The 22,325-nt window shown below is 53.9% G+C and carries 19 protein-coding genes and 1 pseudogene; 7 read left to right on the plus strand and 13 right to left on the minus strand.

The window, feature by feature from the left end; all coding sequences use genetic code 11:
* Positions 1-9 precede the first annotated feature (9 nt).
* Positions 10-864, plus strand: a complete 855-nt coding sequence (locus tag KGP22_RS09375; protein WP_223581991.1) for an alpha/beta hydrolase — start codon at positions 10-12, stop codon at positions 862-864.
* 38 nt (positions 865-902) lie between these two features.
* Here KGP22_RS09375 and KGP22_RS09380 read toward each other — a convergent pair whose 3' ends face one another.
* Together KGP22_RS09380 and manA are read right to left on the minus strand one after the other, a co-directional pair.
* Positions 903-2,435, minus strand: a complete 1,533-nt coding sequence (locus KGP22_RS09380) for a YdgA family protein (RefSeq protein WP_223581993.1) — start codon at positions 2,433-2,435, stop codon at positions 903-905.
* Positions 2,436-2,534: 99 nt separating this feature from the next.
* Positions 2,535-3,710 (minus strand): mannose-6-phosphate isomerase, encoded by a 1,176-nt coding sequence (gene manA / locus KGP22_RS09385; protein ID WP_223581995.1) that lies wholly within the window; start codon positions 3,708-3,710, stop codon positions 2,535-2,537.
* Between the two features lie 199 nt (positions 3,711-3,909).
* Here manA and fumA point away from each other — a divergent pair, with 199 nt between their 5' ends.
* Positions 3,910-5,556, plus strand: coding sequence for a class I fumarate hydratase FumA (gene fumA, locus KGP22_RS09390; RefSeq protein WP_024909338.1), 1,647 nt, complete (start codon positions 3,910-3,912; stop codon positions 5,554-5,556).
* A 137-nt stretch (positions 5,557-5,693) separates the two neighbouring features.
* Positions 5,694-7,088 carry a class II fumarate hydratase gene (fumC, locus tag KGP22_RS09395; protein WP_223581996.1) on the plus strand — a complete coding sequence of 465 codons (1,395 nt, stop codon included), beginning with the start codon at positions 5,694-5,696 and terminating at the stop codon, positions 7,086-7,088.
* Here fumC and tus read toward each other — a convergent pair whose 3' ends face one another.
* The 4 genes from tus to rstA form a co-directional block, all read right to left on the minus strand.
* Positions 7,089-8,018: a DNA replication terminus site-binding protein gene (gene tus / locus KGP22_RS09400; RefSeq protein WP_223581997.1), complete on the minus strand. Its 930-nt coding sequence runs from the start codon at positions 8,016-8,018 to the stop codon at positions 7,089-7,091.
* Positions 8,019-8,091: 73 nt separating this feature from the next.
* Positions 8,092-9,390 (minus strand): two-component system sensor histidine kinase RstB, encoded by a 1,299-nt coding sequence (gene rstB / locus KGP22_RS09405; protein WP_111965685.1) that lies wholly within the window; start codon positions 9,388-9,390, stop codon positions 8,092-8,094.
* Between the two features lie 75 nt (positions 9,391-9,465).
* Positions 9,466-9,726 carry a hypothetical protein gene (locus KGP22_RS09410; RefSeq protein ID WP_111965686.1) on the minus strand — a complete coding sequence of 87 codons (261 nt, stop codon included), beginning with the start codon at positions 9,724-9,726 and terminating at the stop codon, positions 9,466-9,468.
* Between the two features lie 237 nt (positions 9,727-9,963).
* Positions 9,964-10,680, minus strand: coding sequence for a two-component system response regulator RstA (rstA, locus tag KGP22_RS09415; protein WP_111965768.1), 717 nt, complete (start codon positions 10,678-10,680; stop codon positions 9,964-9,966).
* Positions 10,681-10,808: 128 nt separating this feature from the next.
* Between rstA and KGP22_RS09420 the strand changes: the two genes are divergently transcribed.
* Positions 10,809-11,144, plus strand: a complete 336-nt coding sequence (locus KGP22_RS09420) for a GlpM family protein (protein WP_223581998.1) — start codon at positions 10,809-10,811, stop codon at positions 11,142-11,144.
* Here the strand turns inward: KGP22_RS09420 and folM are convergent.
* From folM to ydgH, 3 genes are all read right to left on the minus strand, one after another.
* Positions 11,141-11,863, minus strand: coding sequence for a dihydromonapterin reductase (gene folM, locus KGP22_RS09425; protein ID WP_111965687.1), 723 nt, complete (start codon positions 11,861-11,863; stop codon positions 11,141-11,143). The two genes, KGP22_RS09420 and folM, sit on opposite strands and share 4 nt — an antisense overlap.
* A 39-nt stretch (positions 11,864-11,902) precedes the next feature.
* Positions 11,903-13,285: an amino acid permease gene (locus KGP22_RS09430; RefSeq protein WP_115874886.1), complete on the minus strand. Its 1,383-nt coding sequence runs from the start codon at positions 13,283-13,285 to the stop codon at positions 11,903-11,905.
* A gap of 186 nt (positions 13,286-13,471) precedes the next feature.
* Positions 13,472-14,416, minus strand: a complete 945-nt coding sequence (ydgH, locus tag KGP22_RS09435; protein WP_223581999.1) for a DUF1471 family protein YdgH — start codon at positions 14,414-14,416, stop codon at positions 13,472-13,474.
* A gap of 535 nt (positions 14,417-14,951) precedes the next feature.
* Between ydgH and pntA the strand changes: the two genes are divergently transcribed.
* Positions 14,952-16,481: a Re/Si-specific NAD(P)(+) transhydrogenase subunit alpha gene (gene pntA, locus KGP22_RS09440; protein WP_115874887.1), complete on the plus strand. Its 1,530-nt coding sequence runs from the start codon at positions 14,952-14,954 to the stop codon at positions 16,479-16,481.
* A 10-nt stretch (positions 16,482-16,491) separates the two neighbouring features.
* A complete protein-coding gene (pntB, locus tag KGP22_RS09445; RefSeq protein WP_032668239.1) occupies positions 16,492-17,880 on the plus strand; it encodes a Re/Si-specific NAD(P)(+) transhydrogenase subunit beta in 1,389 nt (462 codons plus the stop codon).
* 64 nt (positions 17,881-17,944) lie between these two features.
* Here pntB and uspE read toward each other — a convergent pair whose 3' ends face one another.
* The gene (gene uspE, locus KGP22_RS09450) at positions 17,945-18,895 is read right to left on the minus strand and encodes a universal stress protein UspE (protein WP_032640084.1); all 951 of its coding nucleotides are present in this window, start codon (positions 18,893-18,895) and stop codon (positions 17,945-17,947) included.
* Positions 18,896-19,714: 819 nt separating this feature from the next.
* Between uspE and KGP22_RS09455 the strand changes: the two genes are divergently transcribed.
* Positions 19,715-20,053 (plus strand): hypothetical protein, encoded by a 339-nt coding sequence (locus KGP22_RS09455; RefSeq protein ID WP_111965692.1) that lies wholly within the window; start codon positions 19,715-19,717, stop codon positions 20,051-20,053.
* Between the two features lie 431 nt (positions 20,054-20,484).
* On the opposite strand, the gene KGP22_RS09460 is transcribed toward KGP22_RS09455, so the two are convergent.
* From KGP22_RS09460 to KGP22_RS09470, 3 genes and pseudogenes are all read right to left on the minus strand, one after another.
* A complete protein-coding gene (locus tag KGP22_RS09460) occupies positions 20,485-20,790 on the minus strand; it encodes a transposase (protein ID WP_111965693.1) in 306 nt (101 codons plus the stop codon).
* 275 nt (positions 20,791-21,065) lie between these two features.
* Positions 21,066-21,737 (minus strand): annotated as a pseudogene (locus KGP22_RS09465) (SOS response-associated peptidase).
* Between the two features lie 322 nt (positions 21,738-22,059).
* On the minus strand, positions 22,060-22,242 hold the full coding sequence (locus KGP22_RS09470; protein WP_014883604.1) for a hypothetical protein: 183 nt from the start codon (positions 22,240-22,242) through the stop codon (positions 22,060-22,062).
* Positions 22,243-22,325 lie beyond the last annotated feature (83 nt).

The following is a 22,325-nucleotide window of genomic DNA, read 5'->3' on the forward strand; positions in this document are numbered from 1 at the left end:
GTTATGAACATGAAAAGTTACACCGTAACGGCAAACGGTATCCGTCAGTATGTGGTCGAAGAGGGTGAAGGCGCACCGGTTATTCTCCTGCATGGTTTCCCTGAAACAAACTATGCCTGGCGCTACCAGATACCCGTATTGTCCCGGCACTACCGAGTGATTGCGCCGGATTTACGCGGGTATGGCGAAACGGATAAACCTGCGTCTGGCTATGATAAACGCAACATGGCGCGGGACATCCGGGAACTGATGCGTGCGCTTGGCTTACAGAAAGTGGTACTGGTGGGGCACGATCGCGGCGCGCGCGTCGCGACGCGGTTTGCAAAAGATTACCCTGAACTGGTGGAACGACTGGTGGTGATGGATAACGTTCCAACGCGCATTGTGGCGCGCGATCTGAATGCGTCGATTGCGCGTGCATACTGGTTCTTTCTGTTTCATCTTGTACCAGACCTGCCGGAAGCGCTGATTGCGGGTCGGGAGAATATCTGGCTGCGCCACTTTTTCTCGGACTGGACCTACGATCCGTCTACCATCAGCGGTGAGGCGTTTGATACCTATGTTCGGGCGTATCAGGCACCGGGGGCCGTGCGAGGCGCTATGGCTGACTATCGCGCCAACGCAGAGGATATTGCGCAGGATATGGCAGACGCTGAGGTGAAAATCACCTGCCCGGTAATGTCGCTGTGGGGTAATGATTTTCATGCGGTCGGCAAGCTTTTCGATATGGAAAGCGTCTGGGCCGAAATGGCGGAGAACCTGCGGGCGCATGGTATCGATGAGTGCGGCCACCTTCCGCAGGAGGAGCAGCCAGAGAAAGTGAACGCGCTTCTGCTGGATTTCCTGGCGGGATGGAAAAGCTAGCGGGCAATAAAAACCCCTCATGCGAGGGGTTTTGCTGTTTACTGCTGCGGTGCCGCCGGTTCGGCTTGCGCTGCCGGTTCAGCCGGTTCCGGCATTCCCAGAGCAGGCATACCAAACATGCCGACGAAGTCTTCCAGCGGCATTTTGTCGCCGTTGAGCGTGACCTGGCCATTGGCGTACTGCAGGCTGGTGGAAATCGTGTTGTTGTCCACCTTCGTGATGCGGAACATCTGGCCCATTGCCGCCAGACCTTTCACCTGCTGGTTCGCCAGCTTGCCGGCGTCTTCATCGCCGTAGCCTTCCAGCTTCGCAATCTGGGTCATAAACTCGGTTGCCATATCCATTGGAATGGTCAGCTTGCTGTCGAGCGACTTCACGCTGCGATCCACTTCCTGCGCCAGCGTCTGCGGTTCACCCGTGGCGGTGGCCGGATCTTTCAGGAACAGCGACAGGTTGAAGCTGGTTTCGCCTTTGCTGTTTTTCCAGCTCAGCGGCGCAACGGTGACCACCGGCTCGCCTTTCAGCAGGATCGGCAGGTTGTTGAACAGCACCGCCATCGCCTGCTGCTGGTAGACTTCCGGGTTCTGCTGCAGCGCGGCATCGGTCAGCAGCGCCTGGCTCTCTTTGCTGTATTTCTGGCTAAACTCGTGCCACGCCTGGCCGTCGATATTGCCGATCTTCAGCGACAGTTTGCCGGTGCCCAGATCCTGATTCTGCACTTTCAGGCTCTTCAGCGTGTAATCCAGCTGGGTATTGATGCTCTTACCGTCTTTAGAAACGTCGGATTTTCCGTTGACGTCCATGCCTTCCAGCACGGCCATCTCTTTGCCTTCAACAGCAATGGCGACTTTGTCGAGAGACAGTTTCTGATCGCCGATACGCTCCTGGAAATCGGTCATGCGGCTGTTGCCGTCGGCTTTCAGGTTATTGAAGGTGAGCTGAACTTTTTGGTTATATTCGTTCACGGCATTGACCAGGCCGCTTTCCGCTTCACCCGTCAGGGAGAACACGTTCCCGTCGCGGTCAGCATCGAGTTTGAAGTGACCGCCGCTGAAGGCGACTTTCTCATTCTCTTTCTCGTAGTTCAGCGCTTTCAGAGCAATATCGGAACTCGTGTCACCGGAATAGCTAATGCGGGTATTAATGTCGAAAGGCGATTCATTCTTCGCCAGGTCAAAAAGCGGTTTGGTGACGTCGTTATTCACCAGCACGGTATGAACGGACGCCATCGACGGGATCAGGTTAAAGGACTTCAGCTGCGCCAGCGGCAGGGGACCGTGGCTCACCACCTCGTCCAGCACCACGCTCTGGCCCGGTTTCAGCCAGCCGTTTGCAGCACCGGCAACCGGCTTCACTACCAGCTGCATGCGGCTGGTAAACACGCCGCGGTGATAGTTCTGGTAGCTCAGCTCAAGGCCCGCCTCCGGCGCGCTGCGCTTAATCTCTCCGTTAGCCTGCGCCACCATCTCAGCCAGACGGCCTTCCAGCTGTTTCCCGGTAAACCAGGAAGCACCCGTCCAGATCACGCCTAACGCTACAATCACTCCAACCGCTACGACCGATTTTTTCATTGCGACTATCCCTAAAATGAAACCAGGCGGTAAAAACCGCCTGGAGATATTAAGCCTGCAACTAGCTTAGCAAGAGTTGTTAAAAAATTCAGTAAGTGGTTAAAGCTTATTGAAAACGCGCGCCAGACGACCGGTGCCGCTTACGCTAACCGGAGACTCATTGGCTGCAACGAATGCTGACTCACCGGGCTTAAGCACCAGACGCTGTTCGCCTTTGTGCAGCGTCGCTTCGCCTTCCACGCAGAACAGAATCGCCGCGCTTTCCTGTGCGATGGTGGTTTCGGCCTGGCTCAGGTCGTGCAGGGAAAAGGCAAAATCTTCAACCGGAATCGGGAAGTCCAGCTCTGCGCCGTTTTTCACCGGCTGAGTCAGCAGCTCCGCGGCAGGTTTCGCCACGAACTTCACGTTGGCTACCAGTTCAGGGATGTCGATGTATTTTGGCGTCAGGCCCGCGCGCAACACGTTATCGGAGTTGGCCATCACCTCCAGCGCCACGCCCTGAAGGTAGGCGTGCGGGGTTTCCGCGAAGAGGAACATCGCTTCACCCGGATTGAGCTTCACCACGTTCAGCAGCAGAGGGGAGAACAGGCCGCTGTCGTCCGGATAGAATTCGGAAATCAGACGGATGGTCTCCCACGGTTCACCTTGCTGGCTGTCCAGGGCGGCTTTCAGCACCGCCAGGGCGTGGGTTTTCTCTTCATCCTGCATATTCAGCAGGCTGGCAAACAGCTGGCTCAGCGCATCGGCGTTCGGGTTTTCAAGGAAATGCGCGATGGCTTTATGGGCACCCGCGACCGGCTGCAGCAGGGAGATAATTTCTGAAAACTCGCGGAACGCGTTCATCGCAAGGAAAGGCGTCAGCGCGAACACCAGTTCCGGCTTGTGGTTAGGATCTTTGTAGTTACGCTCGGCAGCATCTAACGGAATACCTGCCGCGTTCTCTTTCGCAAACCCGATTTCTGAGGCTTTCTTGTTCGGATGAACCTGGATGGAGAGCGGCTGGTCAGCGCACAAAACTTTAAACAGGAACGGCAGTTCGCCAAAGCGCTGAGCGACTTTGTCACCTAGCAGCGCGGCTTTATCGGCATCAATTACGTCTCGCAGGCTGCGTACCTGGCCGCTGGCGTCTTCAATTTTTGAGCTGCTCTTCGGGTGCGCACCCATCCACAGTTCCGCCATCGGCAGGTTGTTCGGGTTCGCGATACCGTAGAGATCCGTTAACGCAGTTTTACTTCCCCAGGCGTAGTTTTGCACTGAGTTAATGAGTTTTTGCATTATCAAGCCCTGATTCAATTGTGGAATTAACTCTGGGTATTAAAGCAATAAACCTCATGGAAGTAACCTGTGGATGTAAAAAGTCGTACTAGTCTCAGTTTTTGTTAAAAAATTGTGTAGGATAAGCTGACTCGCTTTTAAGCCGGGCAGCGGAACATCTGCCCTGAATAAACAGACCGAAGCAGTAAGTGAGAGACCAATGTCGAATAAACCCTTCCATTATCAGGATCCTTTCCCCCTCAGTAAGGATCAGACCGAGTATTACCTGTTAACCCGCGATCACGTCTCCGTCTCTGAATTTGAAGGACAAGAGATCCTCAAGGTGGATCCGCAGGCGCTGACGCTGCTGGCGCAGCACGCTTTCCACGACGCCTCGTTTATGCTCCGTCCTGCGCATCAGCAGCAGGTGGCCGATATTCTGAGCGACCCGGAAGCCAGCGAAAACGATAAGTACGTTGCCCTGCAGTTTCTGCGTAACTCCGATATCGCGGCGAAAGGCATTCTGCCAACCTGTCAGGATACCGGCACGGCGATCATCGTCGGTAAAAAAGGGCAGCGCGTCTGGACCGGCGGCGGTGACGAAGCGGCGCTGGCACACGGCGTTTATAACACCTACACCGAAGATAACCTGCGCTATTCGCAAAACGCGGCGCTGGACATGTATAAAGAGGTCAACACCGGCACCAACCTGCCTGCACAGATTGACCTCTACAGCGTCGACGGGGACGAGTACAAATTCCTCTGTATCGCCAAAGGCGGCGGTTCGGCCAACAAAACCTATCTCTATCAGGAAACCAAAGCGCTGCTCACCCCGGGTAAGCTGAAGAACTACCTGGTTGAGAAGATGCGCACCCTCGGCACCGCGGCGTGCCCGCCTTACCATATCGCGTTTGTGATTGGCGGCACGTCGGCTGAAAGCACGCTGAAGACCGTGAAGCTGGCCTCAACCAAATACTACGACGGCCTGCCAACCGAAGGTAACGAGCACGGCCAGGCGTTCCGCGACGTTCAGCTTGAGCAGGAGCTTCTGGAAGAAGCGCGTAACCTGGGTCTTGGCGCGCAGTTTGGCGGCAAATACTTTGCCCACGACGTGCGCGTGATCCGTCTGCCACGTCACGGTGCTTCCTGTCCGGTCGGGATGGGCGTCTCCTGCTCTGCGGATCGCAACATCAAGGCGAAGATCAACCGCGAAGGCGTGTGGATCGAAAAACTGGAAAACAATCCGGGCAAATACATTCCGGAAGAGCTGCGCAAAGCGGGCGAGGGGGAAGCGGTCCGCGTTGACCTGAACCGTCCGATGAAAGAGATTCTGGCGCAACTTTCGCAGTATCCGGTCTCGACCCGTCTCTCCCTGAACGGCACGATCATCGTGGGCCGCGACATCGCGCACGCGAAGCTGAAAGAGCGCCTGGACAACGGCGAAGGGCTGCCGCAGTACATTAAAGATCACCCGATCTACTACGCCGGCCCGGCGAAAACGCCTGAAGGCTACGCCTCTGGCTCGTTAGGCCCAACCACGGCGGGCCGTATGGACTCGTACGTTGACCAGCTGCAGGCCAACGGCGGCAGCATGATCATGCTCGCGAAAGGCAACCGCAGCCAGCAGGTGACGGACGCCTGCCACAAGCACGGCGGCTTCTACCTCGGCAGCATCGGCGGCCCGGCTGCGGTTCTGGCGCAGGGCAGCATCAAGAGCCTGGAGTGCGTGGAATACCCGGAACTGGGTATGGAAGCGATCTGGAAAATTGAGGTGGAAGATTTCCCGGCGTTCATCCTCGTGGATGACAAAGGCAACGACTTCTTCAAGCAGATCCAGTCGTCCCAGTGTTCGGCGTGTGTGAAGTAAATTGAAAAAACCGGGTGGCGTAGCCGCCACCCGACACCAAAAAGAGCGCACAAAGCGCCATAACGTTTCTCAGAAGTCATCAATACTTATCCCTTAAGCATGTGAGCTATCCCTCTTTTGTTATCAAGGAGAAAGTAATGACCACGGTACGCCATGAGAAAGACTCGATGGGCGCCATCGACGTCCCGGCCGACAAGCTATGGGGCGCGCAAACCCAGCGTTCGCTGGAGCATTTCCGTATCTCGACTGAAAAAATGCCCGTCTCGCTGATTCAGGCGCTGGCGCTCACCAAACGTGCAGCCGCGAAAGTGAACCAGGATTTAGGCCTGCTGACGGCAGACAAAGCGACCGCCATCATCAACGCCGCCGACGAAGTGCTGGCGGGCAAGCATCCCGACGAATTTCCCCTCGCTATCTGGCAGACCGGTTCAGGCACCCAAAGCAACATGAACATGAACGAAGTGCTGGCGAACCGGGCAAGCGAACTTCTAGGCGGCGTGCGCGGCATGGAGCGTAAGGTTCACCCGAACGATGACGTCAACAAGAGCCAGAGTTCTAACGACGTCTTCCCGACGGCCATGCACGTGGCGGCGGTGATTGCTATCCGCGAGCAGCTTATCCCGCAGCTCAACGTCCTGAAATCGACGCTCAACGAGAAGGCGCAGTCCTTTCGCGATATCGTCAAAATTGGCCGTACGCACCTGCAGGACGCCACGCCGCTGACGCTCGGCCAGGAGATTTCCGGCTGGGTGGCGATGCTGGAACACAATCTGAAGCATATTCAGAACAGCCTGCCGCATCTGGCGGAGCTCGCGCTCGGCGGGACGGCGGTTGGGACCGGGTTAAACACGCATCCGGAGTATGCGGTGCGCGTGGCGGAGGAGCTGGCAAACATCACCGGGCAGCCGTTCGTCACGGCGCCCAACAAGTTCGAGGCGCTGGCGACCTGCGATGCGCTGGTCCACACCCACGGCGCGCTGAAAGGGCTGGCGGCGTCGCTGATGAAAATCGCCAACGACGTGCGCTGGCTGGCCTCGGGCCCGCGCTGCGGCATCGGTGAAATCAGCATTCCGGAAAACGAGCCGGGCAGCTCCATCATGCCGGGTAAAGTCAACCCGACCCAGTGCGAAGCCATGACCATGCTCTGCTGCCAGGTACTGGGTAACGACGTGGCCGTTAACCTGGGCGGTGCATCAGGCAACTTCGAGCTGAACGTCTATCGCCCGATGGTGATCCACAACGTTCTGCAATCGATTCGTCTGCTGGCGGACGGCATGGAGAGCTTTAACGAACACTGCGCGGTGGGGATCGAGCCAAACCGCGAGCGCATCAGCCAGCTGTTGAACGAATCGCTGATGCTGGTGACCGCGCTCAATACCCATATTGGCTATGACAAAGCCGCCGAGATCGCCAAAAAAGCGCATAAGGAGGGGCTGACGCTGAAAGCCTCCGCCCTGGCGCTGGGATATCTGACGGAGGCGGAGTTCGATGCCTGGGTACGTCCCGAGGCGATGGTTGGCAGCCTGAAATAATTACCTCGCTACGTACAGGTGCAGCCGCGGAATAATCAGCTGAAGCGGCTGCGCCTGAGGTCGGTAACGGTGCTGGACATTTTCAGCATCGTAATTCAGCAATTCACCAATATCCGGCACTATGGCCCCCCTTTCGTCATCATAGAGCGCAATCAGCGGCGTTGGGCAGGCATACTGCACCTGTTTTTGCTGGCCGGAATACCAGACGCGGGCGATAGGCTGAACCTTCACCGGGCGCTTAATTTTGAGGCGCGTATCCGCCGGCAGCGAGGCGATGCTGTGGTACTCCTGTTCCAGGCGCTCAATCCATTGCTCACGCGACCACGGCGCGACGGTGCGCGGCGTCTTCAGGCTTTTTTCCAGCTGCGCCAGAATTTCATCCCGGGTGAAGTTTTTAATGATGTGCTTATTCGCCCAGCCGAAGCGCAGCGTGGCGGGATGACGTAGTACCGTCAGCGTGCGATAGGCATTCAGGGTAATTAACCCCGGAAGCTGACGGTGCACCCACTCAAACCGGGCGGCGGGGGCCAGGCCCGACTCTTCGGTAACGATTTTCTCAAATGCAGCTTTCAGGCTGTTGATATGGGTAATCTGGCTTTCCAGCGCTTCGCGCGCTGCGGCATCGGTTTGCAGGCAGATCACGCCGGGCAGCCGCACCGCCGCCTTGCTGCTGCGCTGTTCAGACTGCTGCTGGATAAAAAGATGGCGATAGTGCTTCATCGCCAGCTCCAGTGCGGCATTGCCGATGTGCTGCTTCACGTCGATGGTATCCAGCGGATCGTGCTCGGCCCCTTTGACCACCTCGGGCAGGGTGAAGACGCGCGCGGCCAGCAGGCGGCAGGTCTGCAAACGTTCTGTCAGGGTTAGCAGCTCGTGTTCTATTTCCCGAAACGTGCTGTTCAGCCGTTCGATGAGATCGTAGGTCGCCATATACACTCTCATTAGTTACAACATACTTATCATATAGCACAGCACGCCGGGTCAGGCCAGCGTGCGCTTGAAGTCAGGCAGGGACGGGAAGGGCGATGTTATGGTACACCGGCCAGTTAAAGCAGAAGCGCGCGCCGCCGAGCTCGCTCTCCTCGCAATGCACCGTACCGCCCATGGCCTGGGCGATAGAGTAGACAATTGCCAGCCCCAGGCCACATCCTCCGGTGGCGCGATCGCGGCTGGGATCGAGGCGGACAAACGGTTCAAACACGGTTTCGCGTGCTTCCGGGGCAATCCCCGGTCCGTCATCCTCTACAGTCAGGCTGGCCTGGTTTCCCTGCAAATCCAGCCCAATTTGCAGCGTACTTTCGCTGTAGCGCATGGCGTTATTCATCAGGTTGTCCAGAACGCGCTCCATCAGGCGCATATCAAGCGCGCCGTAATCACCCGGCGTGACGCGCGTCAACAGCGTGCGCTGCGGGTTTACGCTCTGAACATCGTCAATATGGGTTTGCAGCCACGCGGGCAGATCCGGCGTGCTGAGGTTCAGTTCGTTTTGCGGGCGATCGAGGCGCGCGTAGGTCAGCAGCTCTTCAATCAGTGCTTCGAGTTGGCCAATATCGCGGTTCAGGGCCTGAGACTCCGCTTCCGTCAGATTCTCGCTCATCTCCAGACGATAGCGCAGGCGAACCAGCGGCGTGCGCAGTTCATGTGCAATCCCGTCGATCAGCTGCTTCTTACTGGCTATCAGGGCATTAATGTTATCGGCCATCTGGTTAAAGGCCACGCCAAGGCGTTCAAAGCTGGAACCGCTGTCGAAGTGAATGCGTTCGGTGAAATGCCCTTCGCCAAAACGCTGCGCGGCGGATTCCAGTTTCAGCATGTCCTGCCAGTGGGGGCGCATCCAGATAAAGACCGGAAACGCGAGCGAAATGGCGATAAAGGCCATCAGCGCCATGTCCAGCAGACGCATCTGGTGCAGATAATAGAGATAGGGCACCGGCCCGACGGCAAGCACGTAATGGCTGCGAGGAATACGCTGGATAAAGGTGTATTTCTCATCCAGCGCGACGATGTCCCCGTCGCGCAGACGTTGCATGGCAGGCGGGTCCAGATCGAAATCTTTCAACGGCTCGATGCGTAAATCGAATGACAGATTCAGATCCAGCTCTTTCAGGGTTTTCGCCCAGTCGTGTGGCGGGATCTCTCTTAGCTCGCTGCGCATCAGATAGAGCGAGCTTTTCATCAGATCGTCCAGCGACTGCCTGCCCGCACGTTCGGCGGTAAATTTATAAACCAGCCCGACCAGCATGGTCATCACCAGGAAGCAGACAAACAGTAAAAGATAAAACTGCACAAACAGCTTTTTCATTGGATCTCACCGCAAAAACGCTATGTGCAGAATATACATGAAAACCCTTCGAGTTTTTCACGTCTGTCGAGCGTGTTATATGGCTTTCGCGCTGTTTTTTACCTTGGCGATGAGTTTTTCGGTCATCGCCAGTCCTTCAGCAATATGCGTATCAATCACATCCGTCCCGTATTCGCTGATGAGGTCCAGCAGTATTTCGTAAGACTGGATGAGTTCCAGCAGGTCAAAGAGCGCTTTTTGATCGGTTCTTGAGGGGGTGACGTGGTTAAGGGTTGCCTGATTAACAATCCACTCAAGATTGGTTTTTATCGCTTCTACCTGACCGTAGCTATACATATGTCATGGGCTTAAATCCTCATTTCAAGATTTATTGGAGAGATGTCGTGAAAGCTTCACGGCGAAAATGAGTAAAACGATCGCAATAGCGGGGCGAGCTGAAGAAAGGAGAGTCGAGAAGGTAATTATGGAATAGTTCGCGTGCTTAGCAAGTAAATTGTTGCGCAAACGTAAAAATAAACGTACGAAAGAGAAGGCATCATCGCGCAATGCCTTCATTTCTGTCAGGTTATCTTCTCAGGTTTCCCATGCATGTGGGGCAAACAGATAACCCTTATTACGCACGGTTTTAATGCGGTAGGGCTCGGTGGCGTTATCCTGCAGTTTTTTGCGCAGACGCGAAATCGCCACGTCAACGCTGCGGTCCATTCCGTCATAGCTCACGCCACGCAGGTTTTTCAGCAGCGCGTCACGGTCCATAATCTGTCCGGCATGCGTTGCCAGCTCCCACAGCAGGTCAAAATCTGCGGTAGAAAGGGCGATAAGTTCGCCAGAGAGCAGCACCTGACGATTAATCGGATCAATAGACAGCGTCCCGAAGCGCATCGCTTTGTGCGGCGTCAGAGACGGCGCCGGTGCTTCGCGTTCGATGCTGGCGTGCTGGCGTAAATGGAGGCGCAGGCGAGCGAGCAGGACGGCAGGCGGTGTGGTTTTCAGAATGTAGTCATTGGCACCCATCTCCAGCGACAAAATGTGGTTCATATCGCTGTCCAGCGAGGTGAGCAGGACAATAGGGCCCTCCCAACGGGAGCGCAGGTCACGGCAGAGCGTCATGCCGTCTTTGCCTGGCAACATGATATCCAGCAGCACCAGATCCGGGTTTTCACGGACGACCACCTCTTCGGCACGATCGCCGCGAGGTTCAACAATGACGTCCATATCATGTTTACCCAGATAGGCGGCGATCAGCTGCCCGACTTCGGGTTCGTCTTCAACATAAACAATCTTATTCATACAGCGTCTGTTTTCGTGAAAAAAGCCAACATACACCGCGAAACCTTAACCTTCCATTAATCTTTCAAAATTAACGCCGGTTCCGCTATTCTGGCTCATATTGAGAGTTGATTATTATAGGGAAAACGATGGGGCTGGTGATCAAAGCCGGGCTGGGCGCGCTGGTGGTGTTGCTGATTGGCATGCTGGCGAAAACGAAAAACTACTACATTGCCGGGCTCATTCCTCTCTTCCCGACCTTTGCGCTGATTGCTCACTATATTGTGGCTTCTGAACGGGGCATTGAAGCATTACGCACGACCATCGTGTTTGGCATGTGGTCTATTATCCCGTATTTTCTCTACCTGCTTTCTCTGTGGTATTTCACCGGTTTTCTGCGTCTTCCCCTGGCGCTGAGCGGGGCGGTGGTCTGCTGGGGACTCAGCGCCTGGGTGCTAATTTTCTGCTGGAGCCGCTTTCACTAGCGCAGCGGTCGGCCACCGTCCACGGCAAAGGTTCTGCCGGTGACGTAGCAGCTGGTGAGCAGGTAATCCACGAGGTCGATGACCTCTTTCTCGCCGGGGGCGATTTTCATGAGCGACTTATTCAGCGCCTGCTGGCGATACTCTGCATCATCGTTTTCGTTAAACAAAATCATCGCCGGGGCGATGGCGTTCACCTTCACCTCCGGGGCGAGCTTGCGGGCAAACGAGCGGGTCATGTTATCCAGCGCGGCTTTACTGGCCGCGTAGGCGATGTGCTTGTCGCTGCCGCGCTCCACTACATAATCGGTGAAGTGAATGATGTCGCCCGCAGCGTGCCCGTGGCCGCGCAGCAGGTCCTGCAGAGCGTGGTTAAGCAGATAAGGGGCATTGACGTGGATCTGCAGCATGGAGGAGAGCGTTTCGCTAAGTGACGTACCGGGTTTTTCGGCACGCCATGCGCTGGCGTTATGGATCACGGCGCGCAGCCCCGTCGTGGTGGCTTTTACCGTTTCCGCGAAAGCCAGAATGCCTTCATCGGTTGAAAAATCAGCCTGAATGCAGACCGCCCCCGCTTTGCGTAACCCTTCAATCGACGGGTATTCCGTACGGTAGCTGACAATGACCGGATGGCGAAGGTTGAGAAAGTGATGGGCGAGGGCGAGGCCGATACGGCGGCCTCCACCGGTAATCAGTATTGGGCGAAGCGGTGCATTTCCCATCGTATTCTCCTTTACAGTTCAACAATGGGAAAGGCGATGCTATCCCATTAACATCCAGGTTGCCGGTAGGGCAGCAACCAGTAGTAGTCCAATCAATGCCATCTCACGGCGTTTCAGCGCATTCTCCAGCTGATGCGTGCGGCGGGCATAGATAAACACCAGCAGACCCGGTGCGTACAGCACTACCGACAGTAGCAGATGCATAGGACCGGAAGCATACAACAACCAAAGGCCGTAAATACAGGCTCCGACACCCACAACATAATGCGCCGGGCGTGTGGCAATTTTTAACAGATACGCACCCACTAAGAAATAGGGTACCAGAATCATCTCCGAGGCGATGGTCAGCAGGGTGTTATAGTCTGAACCTGTGAGCCAGATCAGCACCAGACAGACCTGAACGCTGATGTTGGTCAGCCAGAGCGATGCCGACGGCGCACTGTTTTGGTTTTGACGGGCGAACAGGCGTGGAAACGCTTTGTGCGTCGCGGCCAGGAAAGGCACTTCTGCCGCCATGATGGTCCAGCTCAGATACGCGCCGCAGACGGATATGATAAGGCCAGCCGCAATCACCACGTCGCCCCAGGGGCCGAGCATTTTCACCATCAGCCCTGCCATTGACGGGTTACGCATTTCAGCCAGTTCAGGACGCGCCACCACGCCCAGCGACAGCAGCGTTACCAGCAGATAGACCCCGAGCGCAGCGAGTACGGCCAGCAGCGTGGCGCGGCCCACATCGCGTTTATTTCGGGCTCGGGCAGAAACCACGACCGCGCCTTCTACACCGATGAACACCCACAGGGTAATTAGCATCGTGTTTTTCACCTGCTCCCAGACGGGGACGCCCAGCGCAACGCCGCTGAAATCAAGCTTAAACACGTCCATACGGAACGCAATGAAGGCCAGAACGATAAACAGGCCGAGCGGAACCAGCTTCGCGAGCGTCGCCACCAGATTGATGCTGGCGGCCGTTTGTACGCCACGTAACACCAGCCAGTGGACGAACCACAATAACACCGAGGCGCCCACAATAGACTGCCAGGTATTTCCGTCGCCAAAGAGGCGCAGCTCAGGCGTATCGGTAAAGAAACTGAGCGCCGAGAAGACGATTACCAGATAGGAGACGTTGGCGATAACGGCACACAGCCAGTATCCCCACGCGGAACAGAAGCCAATCAGCTCGCCGAAACCTTCACGCGCATAGGTGAAAATGCCGCCGTCCAGATCCGGGCGAATGCGGGTGAGCAGCAGCATAGCGAAGGCCAGCAGCAATATTCCGACACCCGTAATGCCCCAGCCAATGATGAGCGCAGAAGGGCTCGCGACTGCCGCCATATTTTGCGGCAAACTGAATACGCCCGCACCCAGCATTGAGCTTAAAACGAGTGCAGTCAGAGCACTCAGGCCAAGTTTCTTTTCCATTGGCTTCCTGTTATGAAAGGTCAAAATCCAGAATAATTATTTCGCTCAGGCGCATAAAAATGGTGGATCACACTAAGGCGCGGGATTTTACGGAGTGTAACGAAAGCATGCAATGACGTGAGGCAGAAATTCAAAAAAAGTAACAAAAAAAGGCGGCATTGCGCCGCCTTTCGTAAACGATTTTTGTTACTTGTACAGATCGGCGCTGATGGTCACGTTGTTACCACGTTCCTGCCACTGGCGGGTGATGTGGTAGTACTTCGCCCCTTTCTTCGCCGCACGCTTCGCGACCTGGTAAGAGACTTCCGTCATGTTGCCGTAGTTGCCGGTAAATTTGATGCTGTCGAACGGCACCATCTGTGCTGCAGTGGCGTTGTTCAGCTCTTCAATTTTGGTACCGTCCGGCAACGTAACGGAGTAACGGCCACCTTTCGTGGACTGCGTTTCAAAGAAACGACCCACTTCAGCGCTTGGGGCCGCCGTCGTTGCGACGCCAGGAATTTCAACTTTCTTCGCTGCTTCGCCGCCTTTCGCTATCGCCGCGCGACCCGCTTCTGAATTCGCCGGGATGGCATCCGGGCTTTGCAGAACACGTTTTTTCGCATCTTTTTTATAGATGAACGCGGTAATGCGCTGGTTGCCGCCCTGGTTAGCATCGACCTGACGCACGATGTAGAAAGAATAGGCCCCTTTCTCTTTCGCGGCTTTGGTGATGGCATCGTTCACTTCAGGCTGGCTGCGGTAAAAACCCTGAACGGTGACGGTGTCGTAGGGTTCCAGCTCAATCGCCTGATCTTTCGGCAGTTCAACAACACCGTTGATCACGCGGTTTTTCGCTGCGTCAGCTTTTGGCGCATTGTCTTTGAATAGCGCGATGGTCACGCGCAGGTTACCGCTGTTGCCGTAATCGGACTGGTCAACGACATAAAACGAGGCCGCCCCGTTTTTATCAGCAGCTTTTGATGCAGCGGCGACGGCGTCGCCAATAGAATTATAACGACCCACAATGACCGTATGGTCAAAAGGTTTTAACGCTGCCGCTTGCTCCGGCGTTAACTCTGTTGCGGCATTCGCAGACAGGGCGGTCGCGGAAAGAAGTGCGGACGCCAGGAGTGTGTTCTTAAGCTTCATAAAAATGATCCTTCGCCTTGCGCAAACCATGTACTGGTATTGTTGTTAATTTGAGACGGTCCCGATTATTGCATTTAAAACCCGTCGCTGTCTGCGCCATTTTTCACTGCCTGTGCTCACTAAATCACCTTATTCGATAACATTTAGTGATATGTTGAAAAAACAGGCGTTTGACAAGTAAAACTGATAAAGCATATGACTTTTACAAGTTAATTTAATGTTAATAAGTTGTTCTCTTACGGCGCTATATCATGTTTTTACCGCTTCGCTTGCGCGATTTATCGGTTCCGGCGATGAATTTAAGGTAAATATCACTGTCAGTGACGCCGATCGCTTATTTTTCACAGATAAAGTAAGAAATAGTGTTTTCTGGCGGTAGATCACGGGCGCTATTTTCAGTAGGTTATAGACAGTTTGTTACTGTTTTATTTTCCGGGGTTAATCATATCTCGTCGCTGGTGCGATGGTGAAAATTGATACAAATCGCGGGCATTTATCGATAAACCATCATCAAGAACCGATGGAAGGGAAAACTATGCGTATTGGGGTACCAAAAGAACGGTTAGCCAATGAAACCCGCGTAGCGGCAACACCGAAAACGGTGGAGCAACTGCTTAAGCTGGGTTTTACGGTCGCGGTTGAAAGCGGCGCGGGCAAACTGGCGAGTTTCGATGACGAGGCCTTTATCCAGGCTGGCGCGGAAGTGGTCGACGGTGCTGACGTCTGGCAGTCTCAGGTGATTCTGAAGGTCAATGCACCGGAAGAGGGTGAGATTGCGCTGTTGAATCCGGGGACAACCCTGGTGAGCTTCATCTGGCCTGCACAAAACCCGGAGCTGATGGAGAAGCTGGCAGCCCGTGGCGTGACCGTAATGGCGATGGACTCCGTGCCGCGCATTTCGCGCGCGCAGTCGCTGGATGCCTTAAGCTCCATGGCAAACATCGCTGGCTACCGCGCCATTGTTGAAGCAGCCCACGAGTTTGGTCGCTTCTTTACCGGTCAAATCACCGCCGCGGGTAAAGTCCCTCCGGCGAAAGTCATGGTGATTGGCGCGGGCGTGGCGGGCCTTGCTGCAATCGGTGCGGCAAATAGCCTGGGCGCTATCGTACGCGCCTTTGACACCCGTCCTGAAGTAAAGGAACAGGTTCAGAGTATGGGGGCCGAATTCCTTGAGCTGGACTTCAAGGAAGAAGCCGGCAGCGGCGATGGTTACGCGAAGGTGATGTCCGAAGCCTTTATCAAAGCCGAAATGGAACTCTTCGCCGCTCAGGCGAAAGATGTCGACATTATTGTCACCACCGCGCTTATCCCGGGTAAACCTGCGCCAAAGCTGATTACCCGTGAGATGGTTGATTCCATGAAGCCGGGCAGCGTGATTGTCGACCTGGCCGCCCAAAACGGCGGTAACTGTGAATATACCGTACCGAATCAGGTGACCACGACCGCTAACGGCGTGAAGGTGATCGGCTATACCGATCTGCCGGGCCGTCTGCCAACGCAGTCTTCTCAGCTGTACGGCACTAACCTCGTCAACCTGCTTAAGCTGCTCTGCAAAGAGAAAGACGGCAACGTCACCGTTGATTTCGACGATGTGGTGGTGCGAGGTGTGACCGTGGTCCGTGAAGGTGAAATTACCTGGCCTGCGCCGCCTATTCAGGTTTCTGCTCAGCCTCAGGCGGCACCAAAAGCGGCGCCTGAGCCAAAAGAACCTGCTAAACCGGCTTCACCGTGGCGTAAATACGCGATCATGGCGCTGGTAATTATTCTGTTCGGTTGGCTGGCTGACGTCGCGCCAAAAGAGTTCCTCGGCCATTTTACCGTCTTCGCGCTCTCCTGCGTCGTAGGCTACTACGTGGTGTGGAACGTCTCCCATGCGCTGCATACCCCGCTGATGTCGGTAACCAACGCCATCTCCGGGATCATCGTGGTGGGGGCGTTACTGCAGATTGGTCACGGCGGCTGGATCAGCTTCCTGAGCTTTATCGCGGTGCTGATCGCCAGTATCAATATTTTCGGTGGTTTCACCGTGACTCAGCGCATGCTGAAAATGTTTCGTAAAGGCTAAGGGGTAGCATATGTCTGGAGGATTAGTGACAGCCGCATACATTGTTGCTGCAATCCTGTTTATTTTCAGTCTGGCGGGGCTTTCCAAACACGAAACGTCTCAGCAGGGGAATAACTTTGGTATCGCCGGGATGGCGATTGCGCTGATTGCCACCATCTTCGGGCCGGATACCGGCAACGTAGCGTGGATCCTGGTGGCGATGATCATCGGCGGCGCGATTGGTATTCGTCTGGCAAAACGCGTTGAAATGACCGAGATGCCGGAGCTGGTTGCCATTCTGCACAGCTTTGTGGGTCTGGCCGCGGTGCTGGTGGGCTTCAACAGCTACCTGTATCACGAACCGGGTCTGGAACCGATTCTGGTCAATATCCACCTGACTGAAGTGTTCCTGGGTATCTTCATCGGTGCGGTGACCTTCACGGGCTCCATTGTCGCGTTCGGTAAACTGCGCGGGAAGATCTCCTCTAAACCGCTGATGCTGCCAAACCGTCATAAGCTGAACCTGGCGGCGCTGGTGGTGTCATTTGTTCTGCTGGTGGTCTTCGTGCGTACCGAAAGCGTCGGTCTGCAGGTGCTGGCGTTGCTGGTAATGACCATCATCGCGCTGGCATTCGGCTGGCACCTGGTGGCGTCCATCGGTGGTGCGGATATGCCGGTTGTTGTCTCAATGCTGAACTCCTACTCCGGTTGGGCTGCAGCGGCGGCAGGCTTTATGCTGAGCAACGACCTGCTGATCGTCACCGGTGCGCTGGTGGGTTCTTCCGGCGCGATCCTGTCTTATATCATGTGTAAGGCGATGAACCGTTCGTTCATTAGCGTAATCGCCGGTGGTTTCGGGACAGATGGCTCTTCTTCCAGTGCTGATGAAGAAGTGGGTGAGCACCGTGAAATTTCTGCGGAAGATACCGCAGACATGCTGAAAAACTCGCATTCCGTTATCATCACCCCTGGCTACGGCATGGCGGTGGCGCAGGCGCAGTATCCGGTTGCGGAAATCACCGAGAAGCTGCGCGCGCGGGGCATCAAGGTTCGCTTTGGTATTCACCCGGTGGCAGGGCGTCTGCCGGGCCACATGAACGTGCTGCTGGCGGAAGCGAAAGTGCCTTACGACATCGTGCTGGAAATGGATGAGATCAACGATGATTTCGCCGACACCGACACCGTGCTGGTCATTGGTGCCAACGATACCGTTAACCCTGCTGCACAGGACGATCCGGGTAGCCCAATCGCCGGTATGCCGGTTCTGGAAGTGTGGAAGGCGCAGAACGTAATCGTCTTCAAACGCTCTATGAATACCGGTTATGCCGGGGTGCAGAACCCGCTGTTCTTCAAAGAGAATACCCACATGCTGTTTGGCGATGCTAAAGCCAGCGTGGATGCGATTCTGAAAGCGCTGTAAGTTGCGCTGAAACGAAAAAACCGCCGAATTTGGCGGTTTTTTTATTGTCGGGCGGCGTCAGGTGTTAATCGTCTTCCGGATCGTCCAGCTCAACCGGCGTCTGGTACTCATCCGGCTTAATGACCAGCAGGTCGCAGCGCAGATGGTCGATCACCTGTTCGGCGGTATTGCCGAGGAAGGCGGCAGAAATACCGGTCCGGCCGATAGTACCCAGCACCACAATCCCCGCCTGCAGGTGTTCCGCCAGGTCCGGGATCACCTCTTCAGGCAGCCCTTTTTCCACGTGGGTCATTTTCTCATCAATGCTGAATTTCTGGCGCAGGGCTTTCATGGCCAGCAGATGCTGACCGCGGATCGCGTCGTTATACACGCTCGGGTCAAATTCAGGTAGCTCAATGGCAATGTTAATCGGGGTGACCGGATAGGCACCTACCAGGTGCACTTCAGTATGATTGACCTGGTCGGCAAGCTGGATGGTCTCCTTCACCAGCTTCTCGTTCAGGGAGTTGTGGTAATCCTCTTCGCTAGCGAGGTTTACCGCCACAACGGCTTTCCCGCCTTCAGGCCACGGCTGGTCTTTAACCATCCAGACCGGGCAAGGGCATTTGCGCAGCAGATGCCAGTCGGTCGGGGTGAAGATCACGGATTCCAGCTTGTCGTGCTGGTGCGCCATCTTCAGCAGCAGATCGTGCCCACCGGCGACAACTTCCTGGATGATGGCTTCGAAAGGTCGGTTGTGCCAGACCACTTTAATATCAATGGGAACACCCGCTTCCAGGTAATACTTCGCCTGTTCTCGGATCCACGCGGTACGCTGGCTGATGACGCCCTGACGCATAGCGGTGCGCTCGTCAGGCGACAGAAGGGTGGTCATCTCATACGAGAAGTCATAGATCGGCAAAAACGCTTTGATTTTGCCACCAATCCGTTGATGTAAATACACAGCACGTCGTAATGCCGGCTGATCGTCCTGGTTCGGATCGATAGCTACCAGCATGTTTTGATACTTGGCCATACAGGTCTCCTTACTACTGTCACCACAGTCTGTAATTAAAAGAGTAACCTATATATCCTGAATGAAACAGAGGGGAGGTTTTGCCAGATCAATAAATCATGCAAATTTATTGGTTCGTACTGCTGCATGATGAATGTAAAGATTTTCTTGGGCTTCAAATCGTTATGTGGGCGCGTCAGGGGCATATTGACAAGAATCCTCCTGTTAATAACAGCAACCTGGTCCCTATCCATATCACCGTTCCACTTTGCACCGACCTCATAAACCATCCGTGAATCCTCATGTCCCCTCGGTGTCGCTACAAACGAAGGATGTGCACATGCATAAAGTGACCAGCAGGCATGGTGTGTCTCGACTGATGGGGACAGTTCTCTGATTCCTGCCCTACGTAATCCATTCTTCCATCCGTAGGACAGAGAACCTGCCTTTGTTGTCGAGCGCTGGTCGGTTACCAATACTGTCCTGAGGCGCTGCGTTTCGGTTTTTCTATGTTCGCGGCGATTTTCAGGTTACTGTTTTATCTTAGATAGGTTGTACAAGAGTTCTGCTCTTTCAGAGCATCACTTTATGTAGCAATCGCTTGCTGGGAAGAGAAACCGTTTACGAGCCAAGGTTTGTGGCAGCGAAATAAATTTAGCCGCTTTTATTCGTCGGCATTTCCTGGTGTCGTTGCCCAGTAAGCTAGGGAGAGGGCGCATGGGCAGGATGTGCAAGGAATAATTATCATAATGATACCAAATTTTAGTAGGGTGATCAGCCTTAGTCTGATGTTTCTTTTTATGATAGAAGTTATCTGACACATTTAATCGAGTAAAATTCATGAAAAAGATCGTACTTGCATTATTTATCACTACAGTAAGCCTTTCAGTTCATGCCACTGATAACACGAAATCCTTGTCTGATGAGGTGTTATCATATCAAGCCGAACTAATTTGCAGTCCTAAATTCAGAGAAGAAGCCGCAAAACCAGACTTTAAGATTAAAAAAGGATTGATTAACGCAACTGATCCTACTCCTTTCAATGAAGACGTTCTGAAAGCTTATCAGGAAGTAGTGAAGGAACATCCGGGGATTGAGAAAATCGTAGTCGACCCTAAAAATGTTGACGCGTGTAAACCAAACGTCATTGAAAAATACCGTAAAAAACATCCGCTTTAAAAACGAACTGACCAGAGCTTAAGCCAAGCTAATTAAATTTAAATGGTATGGTGTGTATCTTTACGAGATGCTCGACAGGCTAACGTTTACAGGCCGTACCATATAACTTTTGGACGTACTTGAACTTTTATCATGATACGTCGATAAATTAACCGAAGTTAGCGATCCCCATTACATCGAAATGGCAGTGACAAACTACAAATGACAATTGTTTTCATCCCCGCATTGATAGCTATCTTGGTTGCAAAAGAACGGGAATCTGGTCGTGCACTAACGCAGCAAGAGAAAGGGATGCTCTACTTTGGAGGGCAGGGCATTCAGCTGCAGTGGCAGATGAAGCGATAAATGCTGTCGCCGCTGTATACGACAAAATATACAGATCTGCTAAAGGTTCGGTAAAATTTGCTAATGCCCTGGCCCGTTTTGCGCCATTACCTGACGTTGTATTCTCTAATGTTAGCCCCGTTAATGCTATATATGCCTGTTCGCTTAATCCGCTTGCCATTTTTATCCGTAATAGTAGCGGTTAGGGTGCTGCAGCGAATGGAATGACTCTCATCAATAACCAGCCTAATGGCTTCTAAAGGATCTTCTACCTCAACAAGATCCACAGTCTTATCCAGACCGAATGGCACAAGGTGGAAGGCTGTTTTCCCCGATGATTTTCTGGTTATTTTCACGGGATACAGTACGTCTCCACTTTTATGAATAAATTCAAGGCGTTCAATGTAAATCATGGCGATTCTCCTGGTTTGTCTGCATGAATATACAAACCGAAGATAGGAGATACAATACAAATAAATAGGGAAATCTAAAATAGCCTAACATGACGTGTAATACATTGAATTATTTGCGTAATATTATAAAGCGCATGCAAAAATCGAATCGTTTACCAGCCTTATTGCCAGCTGACGTGACCTACGTCCTATGACTCATGAAACCGTTATGTACGCATGCATTCCGAACACCTGCTGTTCTCTCATTTCGGAAGTCATGTGGCTCTCTTGTTTCTTTATAGGATCACGTCGATTAACTCCGGCCCCTGATTTTTCACATTATCCGCGGTGCGCGTCACGGTGTTCCAGATGAACTCGTCGGCGGGTACTGCTCCGTTGGCAGCAATCTCTTCAGCTTCTTTCCCGCCTATATCCTGCCGCATCCACTTGCGGGCAGCTTCTGATCGCAGAACCAGAGGACGACGGTCGTGAATGTCGACCAGGCCTTTATCCGCTGCAGACATCACGATAAGAAATCCCTCTGATTCATCACCACGCTCAAATGGCGTGCTGCCGACCGCTGCCATGAATATCGGCTGGCCACCTGCCCGATGAATGAAATGGGGCTGCTTCTTATCGCCTTCCTTTTTCCACTCAAACCAACCGTCTGCAAAGCAGATTGCCCGGCCATACTGCCACAGAGGTTTAAACATTCTGCTGGTGGCGACCGTTTCGACGCGCGCGTTTATCAATGGTGCTTTGTCCCGCCAGCCTGGCGCGTAGGATCACAGGACCGGGTCAAGATGCAGCTGCTCGTCGCGTTCGCTCAGCAACAGAATTTTAGTACCGGGCGCGACGTTGTACCGGCCAATCGGCTCCGGGTCGTATACGATGTCATGGTCGTCTTCGTCGGCAAGATATAGCAGGTATTCTTCACGGGGTTGGACTTGTGCAAAACTTCCACACATAAAAAAACTCCAGTCAGTCAGAATGAAAGTAAAGGGCAGGGAGAAAAAGTCGCGCGCTGGTAAAGTCTTACAAACGGATCGGTGGGGAATATGCTCTTGAGGGGAGAGAAGGTAAAGCGACACGTTGCGAAACGGGAAGTAGCTACGCAAAATTGGAGGATGTTGGGCGGCGAAATGAGCTGCTGGGGGGAGTTTTTAGGGCGTTTGATTATCCTACATTCTCCGTTATCGTCTGATAACGAACCAAAATGTCATTTTTCTTTGATAACATTATTGAATGTTGAAGGGTCTACATACCATATTTATAAGTCATGAAAATTTATCAGAGGAAAAGCACCGTGGTCGTCACCGCGATAAACGCAATAAACAGCAGCACCATCACTGCTATCGCAAAGGTCGTGGAGTCCTGGACGTAGGTTTTTTCTTCCCCCTTCATTGGGCCGACAAGCATGATCCAGATGAAGATAAAGGTCACTGAGGCAATCACGACTGAAACGAAAAACAAACTTTCTCTCAATTCATAACCTCAACGAGAACCTTTCGGGCGCTGTGTGGGGACGTACTACGGTGAAAATATCTTGAAACGGA

It is taken from the genome of Enterobacter sp. JBIWA005 (genome assembly GCF_019968805.1).
Classification (GTDB): Bacteria; Pseudomonadota; Gammaproteobacteria; order Enterobacterales; family Enterobacteriaceae; genus Enterobacter; species Enterobacter vonholyi.